Source organism: Paraburkholderia unamae, from assembly GCF_003096875.1.
Classification (GTDB): domain Bacteria; phylum Pseudomonadota; class Gammaproteobacteria; order Burkholderiales; family Burkholderiaceae; genus Paraburkholderia; species Paraburkholderia unamae.
The window spans coordinates 346,004-362,560 of record NZ_QEOB01000004.1 but is presented as its reverse complement, the minus strand read 5'-3'; the positions used below and the strand labels follow the sequence as shown (position 1 = coordinate 362,560).

Below are 16,557 nucleotides of genomic sequence, written 5' to 3'. Positions count from 1 at the left end.
GATGTTCTCCTGCTGGATGACGACGTATCGACGTATCGACGCATCGACGGTCGGGAAAGGCCGCTTACTTCAGCGCACCGGTAAGCGACGGGTCCACGTACGCGCTCACGTCCTGCGCGCTCTTGTAGACCTGGTACTTCACGTTGAACGCGTCGGCGGCGCGGCTCGAACCGTAGAGCGAGCGAAAGCCGTCGGCCTTCACGTAGGCCTGTTGCGCCTCGGGCAGCGTGAGCAGTTTCGTGCCCTTGAGGAGCGGCAGATACTGCGCGGGCGTGAGACCCACGCGCGCGGCCATGATTTTCACGGCGTCGGGTTGCGTGGCCGGGTCGTCGATGTACTTCACCACGCGATACCAGACTTTCGCGAGCTTTTCGTAGTCGGCCTTGTGCGCGGCGAGGCTCACGGGGTTCACGGCGAGCACGTCGTAAATCAGGCCCGGCTCGTCAGCGGAGGTGAACACGGGGCGCGCACCCGGCACGGCGCGCTGCGCTTCGCCCGCGTTGGGCTGCCACGCGGCGATGGCGGCCACGTCGGATGAGGCGAGCACCTGCGGCGTTTCGTTGGTCTTGGCGTTCACGAGCGTGACGTCGCTCTCCTTCATGCCCGCGCGCTGGAGCGCGTCGAGCAGCAGCAGGTGATCGACCACGCCGAACTCCACGCCGATCTTCTTGCCCTTGAGGTCCTGGATCTTGCGCGCGGGCGGCTTGGCGATGACCATGTCGTTGCCGTTCGAATAGTCGGTGATGAGCGCCATCACGTTCTTCGCGCCGTTCGCGCCCATGGTCAGCGCGTCGCCGTTGGTCACGAGCACGGCGTCGAGCTTGTTGGCCGCGAAGGCGTCCATCGAGGCCGCGTAGTCGAACCAGTCGAACTTCACGTCGAGGCCCGCTTCCTTGAACCAGCCCTTGTCGATCGCGACCTGCCACGCGACCCAGCCCGGCCAGTCGCTATAGCCGATGCGCAGCGGCGCGGCGCTCGCGGCCTGCACGCCTGCCGCGAACAGGCCGGTGGCGAGCGCAAGCGCGCTGGCGGCGCGCAGCGCCCAGCGGCGCAGCGGCGTGGTGGCGTGGGGCTCGCTTGCGAACGAGAGGGGCATCGTCTTCATGGCGGATCTCCAGGAGTAAAGGTGCAACGGTTTGCTTGATGTGATGGCGTGGGGTTTCATGCTTCTGCGCGCTCGGCAACAGCGGTACCAGCGGCACCCGCGGCACGATAGGCGCGCCAGCCGCCGAAGGCGCTGATGTCGCGGGCGTTGGCAAGCGCGGCGCTCTCGCAGAGAAAGCCGAGCGCCGTGGCCCCGCTCGCGAGTTCGAGCGTGCCGATGCCAAGCGGCGCCGGTATGCCCGCGACGAACGAGCCGAACGCGGCAGTCGGCATCTCCCAGACTTCGACTTCGATTGCCGAGCCGCCTTCGTTCACGCGCACGAGGCCGGGCTTGGCGGGCGCCTGGGGTTGCGCTTGCGGTAGTGCGTAAAGGCGATAGGCGTTCGCGGTCGTCGTGGTTTCGACGAGGTGCGCGCCGCGTTCGGTCAATTGCACGTTGAGCGGTTCGCCGCTCAAGTGCGCGCCGACCACGGCCACGCGCACGGTTGATGGTGCAGCGTCGCGCGCAGGCGCTTGCGTTTCGCCAAGCCATGCGCGGGCCAGATCGAGCAGATACGCGTCGTCGTGTGCACGCGCAACGAACGTGATACCGAAAGGTTTGCCCGCATGGGTTCCCGTGGCGCACTGGCCCGCCGGCACGGCAAGCGCGCTCAGGTCGAGGAGGTTCACGAAGTTGGTGTAATAGCCAAAACGCGCATTCACGCCGATGGGGTCCGCCTCCAGTTCGGCCACCGTGGACGTGGTGGGCGACGTGGGCGTGACGATCGCGTCGATATGCGGCCACACGCGCTCGCTCTCCATGCGCAGCGCAGCCAGGCGGTCGAGCGCCGCGAACGCATCGGCCGCGCTCCAGCGCGCCGCGCCGCCCACGATCTCGCGCGTGACCGGATGCAGCGCCTCGGGCTGCGCTTCGAAGAACGCGCGGATCGCGGCAAGCCGCTCGGCGACGAACGGTCCTTCGTAGAGCAGCCGCGCCGTGGCGAGAAACGGCTCGAAATCGATTTCCACGAGTTCCGCGCCTGCTTCACGCAGTTTTTCCAGCGCTGCGGAGAATGATTCGGCATACGAATCATCGCCGTAAAATTCGAGCTGGGTCGCACGCGGCACACCGAGGCGCACACCGGCGAGCGAGGCGCGAGCGCGACCCGTGGGCTGCCAGGCGCGCGCGTAAGGGTCGTCCTGCGCCACGCCACGCGCGCTCTCGAACACGCGCTGCGCGTCGTCGGCCGTCTGCGCGAAGATCGAGACGCAATCGAGCGAGCGGCACGCGGGCACGACGCCCAGCGTGCTCAGCACGCCCTTGGTCGGCTTGAGCCCCACGAGCCCGTGGAAAGCGGCGGGCACGCGGCCCGAGCCCGCCGTGTCGGTGCCGAGCGAGAACGCGGCAAGGCCAAGCGCCACCGCCACCGCCGAGCCCGAACTCGAACCGCCCGAGGCATACGCCGGGTCGAGCGCGTTGCGGCACGCGCCATAAGGCGAGCGCTGGCCCGAGAGTCCCGTGGCGAACTGGTCGAGATTGGTCTTGCCAACGGGAATCGCGCCCGCCGCGATCAAGCGCTCGACCACGGGCGCGCTGCGCTGCGGCGTATACGCATAGGCGGGGCAAGCCGCCGTGGTCGGCACGCCCGCGAGGTCGATGTTGTCCTTGATCGCGAAGGGCACGCCATAGAGCGGCAGCGTGGCCGGATCGCGGTCCGCCAGCGCATTGGCGTAACGCATCATCTCGTCGCGCGTCAGGGCGCGAATCCATACACGATGCGGATCGTCGCCGCCGGTGCGCGCGGCAATGCGCTCGACCAGTTGCGCGGGCGTGAGGCTGCCGTCGAGGTAGCGCGCACGTAGCGCCTCGATCGTCATCGGCAGATCGTCGTTGTGCGGATTCATTGACATGCCGCCTCCTCGCCGCTCACGGCGGTTGCTTGCAAGGCGTGCGCCGATGCTTCGGATGCCACACGAATCACCATCAAACGTTGCCCTGCCGTTACGGCGTCGCCCGCCGCGCAATCGAGCGTCTCGATCACGCCGCTCGCGCCCGCGCTTACGGTCACTTCCATCTTCATCGACTCCAGAATCGCGACGTCCTGGCCTTCCTCCACACGTTCGCCCTCAGCGACGAGCAGTTTCCACACGCTGCCCGAGACATCGGCGCCAATCGCGCGGCAATCTTCGTCCAGCGCCTCGGCGGCGCGCGCGGCGCTCGCGGCATCGTCCGCCGCGCCTTCGGCCACGTACTCCGCCTGCCCCGCCTCGCGCCAGCGTTCGCGCTCCGCTTCGAACGAAGCCTGCTGCGTGGTCTTGAACGCCGCGATGGAGGCGGCCTCGTCACGCAGGAAGCGCTCGTAGGCGCCGAGATCGAACACGGATTCCTCGATGCGCAGGCTGCGCCGCCCCGCGAGGAATTCGCTGCGCCATTCGGCGAGTTCGGCCTCGCTCACTTCGTAAAAACGGATCTCGTCGAAAAAGCGCAGCAGCCACGGCTTGCCCGGCGTGAACTCGGCCGTCGTCCGATAGCGGTTCCACATCTGCACGGTGCGGCCCACGAACTGATAGCCGCCGGGGCCTTCCATGCCGTACACGCACAGGTACGCGCCGCCGATGCCCACGGCGTTTTCCGGCGTCCAGGTGCGCGCCGGGTTGTACTTGGTGGTGACGAGGCGATGGCGCGGGTCGACGGGCGTCGCGACAGGCGCGCCCAGATACACGTCGCCGAGACCGAGCACGAGATAGCGCGCGTCGAACACGATGCGCTTCACGTCGTCGATGCTCTCGAGCCCGTTGATGCGGCGGATGAACTCGATATTGCTCGGGCACCACGGCGCGTCGGGGCGCACCGACTGCATATAGCGCTCGATGGCCACGCGCGTGGACGGGTCGTCCCACGAGAGCGGCAAATGCACGATGCGGTTGGGCACGCGCATGGCGTCGACGGCGCGCAACACCGCTTCGGCATCCTGAAGATGAGCGATCAGGCGATCGAGCGTGAGCACGGCCGGATCGAAATGCACCTGGAGCGAACGGATGCCCGGCGTGAGGTCGACGATGCCCGGCAGGCGATGCTCAAGGAGCCGGTTCATCAGCGCATGCACGCGAAAGCGCAGCTTCAGGTCGAGCACGGACGGGCCATATTCGATCAGCAGATTGCGATCGCCCGAGCGGCGGTAAACCACGCTCACGTCGGCCGCGTCGTCGCGGTAAAGCACGCACTCGTGCGCGTTTTCACTCGCAGCGGCGGGCAACTTCGGCACAAAGCGCACCGTATCGCCCGGCCGCAGTTGCCCGAGCTTCCACAACTCCTCGCCAACCACCGTGACCGGGCACACGAAGCCGCCCAGGCTCGGGCCATCCGGGCCGAGAATCACGGGCATGTCGCCGGTGAAGTCCACCGCGCCGATGGCGTAGGCGTTGTCGTGAATGTTCGACGGATGCAGGCCCGCTTCGCCGCCGTCCGTGCGCGCCCACTGCGGCTTCGGGCCGATCAGGCGCACGCCCGTGCGGCTGGAGTTGTAGTGCACGGTCCAGCGCGCCTCGTAAAGCATGGCGATGTCTTCACGCGTGAGGAAATCGGGCGCGCCGTGCGGGCCGTCCAGCACCGCCAGTTCCCACTCGTGCGTGAGCGCGGGCACGCGCTCCTGCGCGAGCTTCGCGCCCGCCTCGCCCTTGCCCGCGCCGGGCGCGAGATGCAGCACGTCGCCCTTGCGCAGCGCGCGGCCCGCATGACCGCCGAACTGGCCTAGCGTAAAGGTCGCCTTGCTGCCCAGATAGTCGGGCACCTGCAAGCCGCCCAACACCGCGAGGCACGCGCGCACGCCTGCACCCGTCACGCCGCCGAGCTTGAGCACCATGCCCGCGCCCGCGCGCACCACTTCCCAGTACGGCACCGGCGCGCCATCGAGCGTCGCGGCCAGCGGCGCGCCGCCCAGCACGAACAGCGTTTCCATGTTGAAGCGCAGTGTGGCGCCGACCATCGTGAATTCGAGCCCGGCCGCGTCGGGCGCGTTGCCGAGCAATGCGTTCGCGAGGTTGAACGAGCGGTCGTCCATCGGGCCCGACGGCGGCACGCCCACGTCCCAGTAGCCCAGACGCCCCGGCGTCTGCTGCACGGTGGTCTGCACGCCGCCGTCGAGCACGTCGATGGTGTGCGGCGCGAACAGGAAGCGGCCGAGAAAGCCCGTGGTCTGCTCGCCCGCCACGAACGTTGCGCAGCCAACGATCGCGCGCAGGTAGTCGAGGTTCGTTTCGATGCCGTAAAGCTGCGTGCGCGCGAGCGCTGATCCGAGCTTCGCGAGCGCGGCTTCGCGCGTGGCGCCCGTGGCGATCACCTTGGCGAGCAGCGGGTCGTAGAACGCGCTGACTTCGGTGCCCGCGTCGATCCAGGTGTCCACGCGCGCGTCGGCGGGAAACTCGACATGCGTGAGCAGGCCCGAGCTTGGCTGGAACTGGCGGTTCGGATCTTCCGCATACACGCGCACCTGGATACTCGCCGCGCGCGGCGCAAGCGTATTGGCCGGCGCGAGCGTATCGAGCGGCGCGAGCGTGCCTTCGGCCTGGCGAATCATCCACTCGACGAGATCGACGCCGTACACCTCCTCCGTCACGCCATGCTCCACCTGGAGGCGCGTGTTCACCTCCAGGAAGTAGAACGCGCGCGTTTGCGTGTCGAACACGAATTCCACGGTGCCCGCGCTCGCGTAGCTCACCGCCTTCGCGAGCCGCACGGCGGTGGCATGCAGCGCACGGCGCTCGTCGTCACTCAGCCCCGGCGCGGGTGTTTCCTCGATCACTTTCTGGTTGCGCCGCTGCACCGAGCAGTCGCGCTCGCCCAGCGAGATCACCTCGCCCCGGCCGTCGCCGAACACCTGCACCTCGATATGGCGCGCATGCTCGACGAACTTTTCCAGGTACACGCCCGCATTCGCGAAATTGGTTTCGCCCAGGCGCGCGACCGAGGCGAACGCGGCTTCCAGTTGCGCGGCGTCGCGGCACAGCGACATGCCGATGCCGCCGCCGCCCGCCGTGCTCTTGAGCATCACGGGGTAGCCCAGCGTGGCGGCGGCTTCGAGCGCGCTCGCGACATCGGGCAGCAGGCCCGTGCCGGGCAACAGCGCCACGTCGTTGGCGCGCGCGATCTCGCGCGCCGTGTGCTTGAGGCCGAAATCCGTCATCTGCTCGGGACGCGGGCCGATGAACACAATGCCCGCGCGCTCGCACGCCCCCGCAAACGCTGCGTTCTCCGAAAGAAAACCGTAGCCCGGATGCACGGCCTGTGCGCCCGTGCTGCGCGCCGCCGCGAGTATCGCTTCGGCATTGAGGTAGCTTTGCGCGACGGGCGCGGGGCCGATGCAGACGGCTTCGTCCGCGAGCGTGACGTGCATGGCGTGGCGGTCCGCCTCCGAATACACGGCGACCGAGGCGATGCCCAGGCGTTTGAGCGTGCGGATCACGCGGCAGGCGATTTCGCCGCGATTGGCAATGAGGATCTTGTCGAACGCCATCGTCATGCCCCCCACACCAGCAAGCGCACGGGCGTCGGGTTATAGCCGTTGCACGGGTTGTTCAGTTGCGGGCAGTTCGAGATCAGCACCGTCACGTCCTGCTCCGCGCGCATTTCCACGTATTTGCCGGGCGCGGAGATGCCGTCTTCGAAGGTGAGCTTGCCAAGCGGCGTCACGGGCACGTTCATGAAGAAGTTGATGTTGCTGACGATGTCGCGCTTGCCGAGCAGCGCGCCCACGCCGCATGTGCAGTGCGCGAGCGCATTGAGGTAGCTGTCACGGCAGCTATGCATGTGGCGCTTTTCGAGCGCATAGCGCACGGTATTGCTCTCGGCCGCGCAAGCGCCGCCGAGCGTGTCGTGGCGGCCGCACGTATCGGCGGTGATAGTGAGCAGCGGCGCGCCGCGATTGGACATCAGCACGCTGCCCGCGCTCAGGTAGAGGTTGCGTTGCGCACGGATGGTGTCTTGCGCGCTATAGCGTTCCGTGGGGTCGGCGCTGCTGTAGAACAGCGTGTCCACGGCCTGGTTGCCTTCCAGATCGACAATGCGCAGCGTTTCGCCGCGCTTCATGTCGTGCATCCACGGTTCGCCCGCGGGCAGCGTGAAATCGGTATGGGCGTTGCACGCGTCGAGCGCGCTTTCGATGATCGGCATGACGGCTTCCTTGCGCTCAGGCGAACAGACGGTCGGTGTTGATGAAGCCGCGCTGGTTTTCCGCGCAGGCGTTGCGGCACAGGTCGTCGGCGCTCGCGCTGGCGTCAGCCGCATAGGCGCGCCATGCCACGAGCTTGACCGGCTTCGGCGTGTACTCGCCGTGCGGGTCGAGCGGATGCGGCGCCGTGGAGAACGCGGCCAGCGTGTTCATTTCGAAGCGCAGGTCGAACGCCGCGCCCGCGCGCGAGTGGCCCGGCACGAATTCGAGCGCGCCGTCGTCGCCCACGGCCACCTTGCTGAAGAAGTTCACGTTGGCCACGAGGTCGCGCGCGCCGAGGCCGTACTTCGCGAGTTCGAGCACGAGGCTGTCGCGGCCGTTGCGGATCATCTCGTTGCGATGCGCCTGGTAGCGCTTCTCGCCATACTTGCGCGCGAACAGCGCCGCGTCGCCCACGCCGCCGAGCGGGTCGTGCCAGCCGAGCGTATCCGCCGTGATCGAGGCGATCACGCGGCCCATGTCGGTATGGAGTGCATGGCCGCGCGTGAGATGGGCCGTGTGCTGCGCCTTGAGCGTGTCGGCCATGTTGTAGCGTTCGAGCGGATCTTCCTGGCGGTGAAACACGGCGGCGAGGTTCGCGCCGCCTTCGAGGTCGATCACGCGCAGCGCGAGGCCGCGGCGCAGGATGCCCGACCAGTGCGTGCCCGCGGGAATCACGGTTTCCCACAACACGTCGACGGGCGGCAGATCAGGCTGCGCGGTGGCGGAAGAGAAGCTTGACGGCATGAGGGCTCCTGGTTGCGAAGGGATGGGGCGTGAGAGGGCGACCGAACGACATCGCGACCTCCCGGGCTTTTATCCCTCCGTGGAGCCTCATCGCCGCCTTGCAGGCAAGGTGGGAGACGAGACCGGATTGCTCTCGGACCAGGCATCGAACACGCCGCACGGACTCGTGCATTACGCCGACCGGAACCCTAGCGATCCTAAGATGATGCAAATTGCTTCGCACCTCTCGCCAGGCTAATTAGCGAGTTCTGTGCCAGGCGTGCTGCGAATGGGGATGAACGAGGCTGCATGCGCCGTAGCGGCGCGAGATGGCGGGCCACGCGGGCTTCAGGGCGCCGCGTGCGCGCAATCGCAGTGCAGCGCGTGCACCACGTTGCGAGGTCAAGCACCGTGACGGGGCATCACGTGCATTCAATGCGGGCGCGAAGGCACGCGCAAGGCGGGCCAGGCCAATGGCATACGAATTGCGTTGGCATGCAGGTCTACCCACCCGCTCATGCATTCACTCGAAACCGCCATGCCTACGCCCTTCGCCACCCGCCTGCGTCAATTCTTTTATGCCATGCTGGCCGCGCGCTTCATGGAATTCGATCCGCGCGCGCCCGGCGACATGAAGCGCAAATAAGTAGAGCAACCCGCCGCTCACCCGGAAAGCTCCTCGAGCCGCACGCCATTCGTGCGCGGTCCGAAGCCGCCTATGGAGATCATCACCGCGAGCATGCACACGGTGATGCCCGCGAACACCCCGTTCACGCCGAAGTCGCGCAAGAGCGCGGCGATGATGAAGCCCGACATCATCGCGCCCACCCGGCTCGCCGAATAGACGATGCCATTGGCGCTGCAACGCACGGCCGTTGGAAACAGTTCGGCCTGATAGGCGTGATAGCACACCGAAATGGTCTGCCCCGCGAGACTGATGAGCACGCCGAGCGCGATGAGCGCAACGGGACCGCGCGCCTGCGCGAACAGCAGCCCGAACACCACGACCGCGAACGCCGAGCCGACGATGAGCCACTTGCGCTCGATGCGATCGGCCACGAGCATGGCGAGCAACGGTCCGCAAGGCAGCGCGACGGCGATCACAACCGCATAGAGCAGGCTCTTCGTGACGGTCACGCCCTGCCCGATCAGCAGCGTCGGCACCCAGTTCGCGAAGCCGTAGTAGCCAACGGCCTGGCACAGGTTGAACGCGATCAGCATGATGAGGCGCGAGCGGTACGGCGGCTGCCACAATTCAGCGAGCGAAGCGCGCCGGTGCGCGGGCAGCACGAGCGAAGGCGTCGGTTCGGGCAGCGCGTTGCCGCTCTCGCGCACGGCCCGCTCCTCCATGCGCGCGATCACGCGCTCCGCCGCCTCGGTGCGGCCGTGCGAGACGAGCCAGCGCGGGCTTTCCGGCACCGCGCGGCGCACGAACCACACGAGCGCCGCGCCAAGCGAGCCCGCGAGCACGACCCAGCGCCAGCCGTCGAGACCGAACGGCGCCAGCGGCACGAGCCACCACGAGAGCAGCGCCGCGATGGGCGCGGCGGAGAACATGATGGCCTGATTGAACGCCATCGCGCGGCCGCGCATGCGCTGCGGGACCATCTCCGTCACATAGCTGTCGATCGTGACGATCTCGATCCCCACGCCGATGCCCGTGATGAAGCGCCAGAGAATCAGCCCTTCCGCGCTGTGCTGGAACGCCATCACCACCGATCCCACCGAATACCAGAGCAGCGAGAACGTGAAGACGCTTCGGCGTCCGAACCGGTCGGGCAGCCAGCCGAGACAAAACGTGCCGATGAACAGCCCCGCGAACGTCGCGGCCACGAACGCGCCAATGCCGTTGAAGCCGAAGAACGCGGAGGTCGTGGTTTGCAGCATGCCGCTTTTCGCCATGCCCGGCGCGATGTAGCCCGTGAAAATGAGGTCGTAGACCTCGAAGAAACCGCCCAGCGATATCAGCAGCACCAGCATCCAGAGCTGCCGCGTGGCGGGCAGCCGGTCGAGGCGCGCGGAAAGCGCCGCCGCCGCGCGATTGCCAACGGGTATGGCCGTGACAGCGTCGAGCGGATCGTCCGCGCCCAGGGTTCGTTGCATGCTTGTCTCCGTGATGACGCCTCGTTAGGCGTCTTTCTTCTGAAAAGCCGAGCGTGTCCGCGCGGCGCGCAACGCGTTGCGCGCGCCACGATCCGACTACCTCGGCACTGGAACCGCTAACGTGCGCTTCGCCCGTGCTTCAGGGCGAGGCGTGCGCCTTCAGGCCCGCCAGCACCTCTTCGGTATGCTCGCCCACGCGCGCGAGCGGCTGGCGCACGCCGGGGCGGCGGCCGCCCATCAGCAAAGGCAGCAACACGACTTCGGTCGTGCCGCCGTCGTCGGTCTGCATGGGCACGAGTCCGCCACTCGCCTTCAGGTGCGGGTCGTCCAGCAGTTGGTCAGGGCGCACGATAGGCGCGTAGGGAATGCCGGCCGCTTCGAGGCGCGGCGTGAGTTCGGCCACCTGGTGCGTGGCGAGCACCTGCGCGAGCCGCTCCAGCAGTTCGGGCCGCACCGCCACGCGCAGTGCGTTGTTCGCGAAGTGCGGTTCGTCGGCAAGCTGCGGGCAGCCAATCACATCGCACAGCGTCACGAACTGCTTGTCGCTCACCGCGCCGATGAAAAGCTGCTCGCCGTCCGCCAGCGTGAACACGTCGTACACGCTCCACGCCGAAACGCGCGAGGGCATGGGCGGCGGCGCTTCGTGCGTCATCGCGTACTGCTGCATGTGTTGCGCGCTCAGGAACACGCAGTTCTCAAACAGCGCGCTCTGCACTTCCTGGCCGCGCCCGGTTGCGTCGCGCTCGCGCAGCGCGGCAAGCACGCCGATTGCGCCGAACATGCCGCCCATGATGTCGTTGACGGACGTGCCCGCGCGCAGCGGACGCCCGGCGGGCCCCGTCATGTACGAAAGGCCGCCCATCATCTGCACGACTTCGTCGAGTGCGAGGCGCTTCTCGTACGGACCGGGCAAGAAGCCCTTGTGCGAGACGTAGATGAGGCGCGGATAACGTTGCGCGAGCGTGGCGTAATCGAGGCCGAGCTTTTCCATGAGGCCGGGCCGGAAGTTTTCGAGCATCACGTCGCACTGGCCGATCAGCTCGACGGCGGCAGCCTGCCCCGCCGCGGTGTTGATGTCGAGCACCACGCTCTTCTTGTTGCGATTGAACGACCGAAAGAAGCCGATCCCGAGGCCCGGCAGATTGCGCGTCTTGTCGCCGCCGGGCGGTTCGATCTTGATGACTTCGGCCCCGAGGTCCGCGAGGATCATCCCGCAGGTCGGGCCCATGACCATGTGCGTGAATTCGATCACGCGCACGCCTTCGAGCGGGAGCCGGTTGGCAGTATTCATAAGGACCTCAAACAGATAAAGCGTGATGGACGGCGGCGCCGAAAGTTTTCGGCAGGCCGGCGCGCCAGAGCGTGCCGTGCAGCGTTTCGCCTTCCAGCCATTGCGCCACGCGCGCACGCAGCGCGAGCAGGCCTTCGATGTCGATGCCGGTGTCGATGCCCATGTCGGCGAGCATGAACGCGAGGTCTTCGCTCGCGGCGTTGCCGCTCGCACCCGGCGCATGCGGGCAGCCGCCGATGCCGCCGAGCGTGGCGTCGAAGCGCGTCACACCGGCTTCCAGCGCGGCGTAGACGTTGGCGAGCGCGAGTCCGCGCGTGTCGTGAAAGTGCGCGCACCAGAGGCGTTCGCCCGCGATCTTGCGCGCCGCCTCGAAGAGTTCGCGCACGGCGGCGGGGTTCGCGTAGCCCACGGTGTCGGCGAGGCTCACGCGGTCCGCGCCCGCGTCGAGCAGCGCCTGCATGCAGCGCAGCACCTGCGCGGGCTCCACGCGTCCTTGCAGCGTGCAGCCGAACGCCGTGCCGATGCCGCCTTCGATCAGCGTCTTCGCGCCGCTCGCGTCGCGCGCGGCGCGCATGCGGGCCACGTCGGCCACGACTTCATCGGGTGTCTTGCGCAGGTTCGCGAGGCTGTGCGCCTCACTTGCCGACAGCGGCACGAGCATCAGGTCCGCCTGCACTTCCAGCGCGCGCTCCGCGCCCTTGAGATTGGGCACGAGCACCGAAACGAACAGTTCCGGCAGCGTCTTCGCAAAGGCCACGAGTTCCGCCGTGTCGGCGAGTTGCGGCAAGAGGCGCGCGGGCACGAACGAGCCCACTTCGATCTCGCGCTGGCCGGCCTCGTGCGCGGCGCGGATCCATTCGATCTTGTGCGCGGTGGGCAGCACGCTCTGGATGCTTTGCAGGCCGTCGCGCAGGCCGACCTCGCGGATCTGGGCCCGCAGGGGTAATGGGGGCATGAAGGTGTCTCCGTTTTTGTCTCCAGCGATGTGCTAACTTTAGGCATTCCATGAAATACATAAAGCGGTATTTTGGAAGCTTCAAGATTCCAAACCGGAAACACAGAAAGGAGACGCCGTGCGCGACATCGACCTCAAAACCCTGCGCCTGCTGGTGAGCGTGTGCGAGCACGGCAACATGGGCCGCGCCGCGCGCGAGGAGCATATCGAGCCCTCGGCCATCAGCAAGCGCATTGCCCAACTGGAAAGCGAATTCGGCGTGCCGCTGCTCACGCGCTCGCGGCGCGGCGTGCAGCCCACGGCGGCGGGACTCGCGCTCGTCGAGCACGCGCGCAGCGTGATTTTCACGCTGGAGCGCGCGGCGAGCGACATCGCGGCACTGGGCAGCGGCCTTTCCGGCAGCGTGAGCGTGTGCGCCTCGGCCTCCGCGATCGCCGAGGCGCTGCTCGACGACCTCGCCTCCTTCATGCGGCTGCCCGCCCACCAGAACATTCGCGTGAACGTGGAGGAGCGCACCTCGCGCGAACTGGTGGAGCGCGTGCGCGACGGCGCGGCCTCGCTCGGCGTGTGCTGGGACAACGTGGAGCTTGGCGGGCTGCAAGCGCGCCCCTGGCGCGAAGACCGGCTCGTGCTCGCCGTGCATCCCGAGCACGCGCTTGCGAAGCGCCGCTCGATCTCGTTCGAAGAAACGCTCGATTACGAGCACGTTGGGCTGCCGCCTTCCACGGCCGTTCATACGATGCTGCGCCAGTCGGCGGCGCGCAGCGGGCGCACCGTCACCTATCGCGCCGTGGTGTCGAATTTCGACGCGTCCTTTCGCGTGGTGGCCGCCAATCTCGGCATCAGCGTCGTGCCCGAGGAAGTGGGCAACACATACGGGCGCATCATGGACGTGCGCACCATCGCGCTTACCGACGCCTGGGCGCGGCGGCGCTTCATCGTCTGCTTTCGCGCGTTCGACGCGCTCCAGCCCGCGGCCCAGCGCATGGTCGAGCATCTCGTCGAGCGCGCGGCGCACAAGCCACGCGGCGCAAGAAGCCAGGCACGGGCGCGCGGCCCGGCCTCGCTGTAAGCGCATATTCACGTTCGGGCGGCACAATGAGCCGCTCCACCTGAACTGCAAGGAGCGCGCGATGGCCCTTCCTTACGGCTTCGTCAAGGCGAAGATCGTTTCCACACCGCAACTGAAGTCCACGCGGCGGCCCCATGAAGTGCAGTACCACCTGCACTTCGGCATCACCGTGAACGGCGCGCCGTGGGACATTGCCGTGAACGTGGGCACCACCGACGCCGACGATCTGCTCAAGTACCAGCTCGTCTTCGACTTCCGCCACAGCGTGCTCACCACACTCAAGAGCACGTCGCCCGGATCGACGGACCTCACGGGCACCGATGCGCTGCCCGCGCTCGACTTCCTGCGCAGCGACTTCCTCGCCAAGACCGGCGCGTGGCGCAACAGCGACGTAATGGACGGCTCCGACCAGGTCGAGCCCGTCGCCTCGTTGCAGCGCCTTCTGTTGCGCGCGCAACAATCCTCGCTGGACGTGTACGTGTTCGGCCGCTTCTACAGCGAAGGCGACGGCGTGCACGACGTCCACATGAATCAGGGATCGAGGGGCGAATTCATTCACCACGCGGGCGACGACTCGAACGACCACAACGACATCTGGCAGGACGGCGCGCTGCTCGTCGATCTCGGCGAGCCCGAATGGGCCCTGTATGCGGCGGCGTTCGACCAGCAATACGTGCCGACCGACGATCTCGGCAACCCCGCGCCGGGTTCGCAACCGATCTCCTGAACGCAAAACGGGCGCATCCCGGTCAACGGAATGCGCCCGCTCGCGGCGCGGCTTACGGCAAGCCGCTTGAACGCTTAGAAGTCGATCTTCGCGTTCAGGCTGACCGTGCGCGGATCGCCCGGCGCGATGTAGTCCGAGTACTGGAACATCCAGTAGCGGCGGTTCGTGATGTTGTCGATCGCCGCGCGCAGCGTGACGTCGTGGCCACCAATGCGCGTGAAGTAGTTCGCGCCGACGTTCATGAGCAGGTAGCCGCCCGTCTGGAGATTGCCGGCCGGTCGCACTTCCGTGTTGCCCGTGAACTTCGCGTCGGCGGACAGTTGCAGGCCCGGCACGTACGGCATGTCATAGGTCACGCGACCCGCCGCCACGAACTTCGGCGCGCCCGCCACGCGGTTGCCGTTGAAGGACTGGCCCTTCGCGTACCACGTATCGAGCAGCGTGACGCTGCCCGCCACCTGCCAGCTACGGCCGAGGCGCACGCTGCCGCCCGCCTCGATCCCTTCGTAGATCGAATCGCCGTCCTGCACGTAGACGTTGTCGCTATTGGCATAGGCCGCGCCGCGCTCGATGCGGAACAGCGCCGCCGTCGCGCTCCAGCGCTCGTGCTCGCTCTTGACGCCCAGCTCGTACTGGCGCGAGCGCAGCGGGCGCAGCAACGAGCCGCCGTTCGCGTACATGCTGTCCACGATCGCGCCCTGCTCCAGCGCCTCGACGTAGCTCGCATAGAGCGTCGTGTTCGGCTCCAGCTTGTACATGAGCGCGGCGGTCGGGGTGACCACGCCGTTCTGGCTGTACGCGGCCGTTTTCGCGCCCGTGGTTGAATAGGTGTTCTGACTATAGTTCGTGTAGCGCAGGCCCGCGAGCAGCGACCAGCGGCTCGTGATCTCCATCGTGTCGCTCACGAACGCCGATGTCTGCGTGATATCGCTCGCGCGGTACGTTTCGAGCCCGCTGCCCGAGTAGTAGCGGAACGGATTCGGCTGGTACAGGTTGCCGATGCCGAGCACGTTATAGACTGAGACCGACGAGTAGTCGTTGGTCTGATGCTGGTACGCACCGCCAATCACGAGCTGGTGCGTGAACGGCCCGGTCTTCACCTTGCCTTCGAACATGCCCTGCCAGTAGATGTCCTGGTGGCCTTCGTCGCCGTTCCAGCGCGCGTCCTGGTAGTCGCCGGCCTGATTGAGCAGTGTGAGCGTGCTTTCGTTGCGATCTCGCGCCGACTTGCTGTAGCTGCCCGAGGTCGTGAACGACCAGTCGGGTGCGATCTGGTAGCGCACGCCCGCCGTGTAGAGTTGCAGGTTCGTGTTCAGATGCTGGTCGGTGCTGCCGAGCCAGTTGGTTCCGCCGCTGAGCACGGCGGGCAGGCTCGACGCCGTGTAGCTGCCCGTGTAGATCGCGGGCGTCTGGCCGCTGGAGCGGATCGTCTGGTAGAGCGCGTTGAACCACACCTGGAGGTCGCGCGTGAGCTGGCCGTCGAGCGCGAGCGAAACCGAGTTGCGGTTGTAGTCGCCGGCGTTATAGGTCTTGCCCGCTTCCTTCGTATAGTTCAGGCGCGCGCCGAACATGTCGTCGGGGCCGAAGCGGCGGCTCAGGTCGACGTGCGTGCTCAGCAGGCCGTCCATGCGATAACCCACGTCGAGGCTCGTGACCGGGTCCTTGCCCGGCCGCTTCGTCACGTAGTTGACGAGCCCGCCCGGCTGCGCGAAGCCGTACATGAAGCCGCCCAGGCCCTTGAGCAGTTCGACGCGCTCCAGTTGTTCGTAGGGCATGGTGATGCCGTACGAAATGAACGGATTGCCGTCGATGCGAAAACCGTTCTGCCAGTCGATGGGCAGGCCGCGAATCGTGATGTAGGTGGCCCAGGCGCTATAGGCGTTGCTGTTGTCGGTGACCGAGGCGTCGCCCGCGAACACGTCGCCGAGCTTGTAGACCTGGCGGTCGGCGAGATCCTCACCCGTGACCACCGTGGTCGAGAACGGCGTGTCGAGCTGCGAGCGCGTGCCGAGCGCGCCGCTGTTCACCGGCGCGCTCAGGTTCAGCGGCGAGTTCGGCACCGTGCTCGCGCTCACGCTCACCGCGGGCAGCGCCTGGTCGGTGCCCGCGGCACCGTTGCCCGTGGCGCTCGTGTTCTGGGACGGCGTTTTCTGGGCCCCGCCGTCCTGCGTCGAGGTCTGGGCAACGGCGGCCTGGGCCGCCGCGAAAGTCAGCCAGGCGGCAATATGCAACGGGCGATGCAGCGTGCGGCGCGCGCGGCGCGCGGGTTCTCGATGGTTCATGTCGTTTTGGGAAGGGTCGTCTCGCGGAATTTCTCAATGAGAAGCATTCTCATTTTCACTCAGCGCGCGATACTAACAAACCCTTACGACATTTCCTAGGGCTTACGGCGGC

Annotated in this window: 11 protein-coding genes and 1 riboswitch; of the genes, 2 read left to right on the top strand and 9 right to left on the bottom strand. The window is 67.2% G+C overall.

Annotated elements, in window-relative coordinates; all coding sequences use genetic code 11:
* Positions 1-64: 64 nt before the first annotated feature.
* The 8 genes from C7402_RS11025 to C7402_RS10990 all read right to left on the bottom strand — a co-directional run bounded on the left by C7402_RS11025 (position 65) and on the right by C7402_RS10990 (position 12,364).
* Positions 65-1,105, bottom strand: a complete 1,041-nt coding sequence (locus C7402_RS11025) for an ABC transporter substrate-binding protein (RefSeq protein WP_425273773.1) — start codon at positions 1,103-1,105, stop codon at positions 65-67.
* Between the two features lie 56 nt (positions 1,106-1,161).
* Positions 1,162-2,994 (bottom strand): allophanate hydrolase, encoded by a 1,833-nt coding sequence (atzF, locus tag C7402_RS11020; protein WP_116610670.1) that lies wholly within the window; start codon positions 2,992-2,994, stop codon positions 1,162-1,164.
* Complete coding sequence (locus tag C7402_RS11015) at positions 2,985-6,596, bottom strand: 5-oxoprolinase/urea amidolyase family protein (protein WP_116610669.1); 3,612 nt, start codon at positions 6,594-6,596, stop codon at positions 2,985-2,987. Before C7402_RS11015 ends, atzF begins: the two co-directional genes overlap by 10 nt.
* A 2-nt stretch (positions 6,597-6,598) precedes the next feature.
* Positions 6,599-7,252 (bottom strand): urea amidolyase associated protein UAAP2, encoded by a 654-nt coding sequence (locus C7402_RS11010; protein ID WP_116610668.1) that lies wholly within the window; start codon positions 7,250-7,252, stop codon positions 6,599-6,601.
* Positions 7,253-7,268: 16 nt separating this feature from the next.
* Positions 7,269-8,036: an urea amidolyase associated protein UAAP1 gene (locus C7402_RS11005; RefSeq protein ID WP_112170438.1), complete on the bottom strand. Its 768-nt coding sequence runs from the start codon at positions 8,034-8,036 to the stop codon at positions 7,269-7,271.
* 56 nt (positions 8,037-8,092) lie between these two features.
* Positions 8,093-8,239, bottom strand: a riboswitch (guanidine-I (ykkC/yxkD leader).
* A gap of 439 nt (positions 8,240-8,678) precedes the next feature.
* On the bottom strand, positions 8,679-10,118 hold the full coding sequence (locus C7402_RS11000; RefSeq protein ID WP_116610667.1) for an MFS transporter: 1,440 nt from the start codon (positions 10,116-10,118) through the stop codon (positions 8,679-8,681).
* A 139-nt stretch (positions 10,119-10,257) separates the two neighbouring features.
* On the bottom strand, positions 10,258-11,409 hold the full coding sequence (locus C7402_RS10995; protein ID WP_112170440.1) for a CaiB/BaiF CoA transferase family protein: 1,152 nt from the start codon (positions 11,407-11,409) through the stop codon (positions 10,258-10,260).
* 7 nt (positions 11,410-11,416) lie between these two features.
* Complete coding sequence (locus C7402_RS10990) at positions 11,417-12,364, bottom strand: hydroxymethylglutaryl-CoA lyase (RefSeq protein WP_116610666.1); 948 nt, start codon at positions 12,362-12,364, stop codon at positions 11,417-11,419.
* 118 nt (positions 12,365-12,482) lie between these two features.
* Here C7402_RS10990 and C7402_RS10985 point away from each other — a divergent pair, with 118 nt between their 5' ends.
* Positions 12,483-13,436, top strand: coding sequence for a LysR family transcriptional regulator (locus C7402_RS10985; RefSeq protein ID WP_116610665.1), 954 nt, complete (start codon positions 12,483-12,485; stop codon positions 13,434-13,436).
* 61 nt (positions 13,437-13,497) lie between these two features.
* Positions 13,498-14,163, top strand: a complete 666-nt coding sequence (locus tag C7402_RS10980) for a DUF2278 family protein (RefSeq protein ID WP_116610664.1) — start codon at positions 13,498-13,500, stop codon at positions 14,161-14,163.
* A gap of 74 nt (positions 14,164-14,237) precedes the next feature.
* Here the strand turns inward: C7402_RS10980 and C7402_RS10975 are convergent, their stop codons facing one another.
* Positions 14,238-16,445 (bottom strand): TonB-dependent siderophore receptor, encoded by a 2,208-nt coding sequence (locus tag C7402_RS10975; RefSeq protein WP_208948925.1) that lies wholly within the window; start codon positions 16,443-16,445, stop codon positions 14,238-14,240.
* Positions 16,446-16,557: the final 112 nt, after the last annotated feature.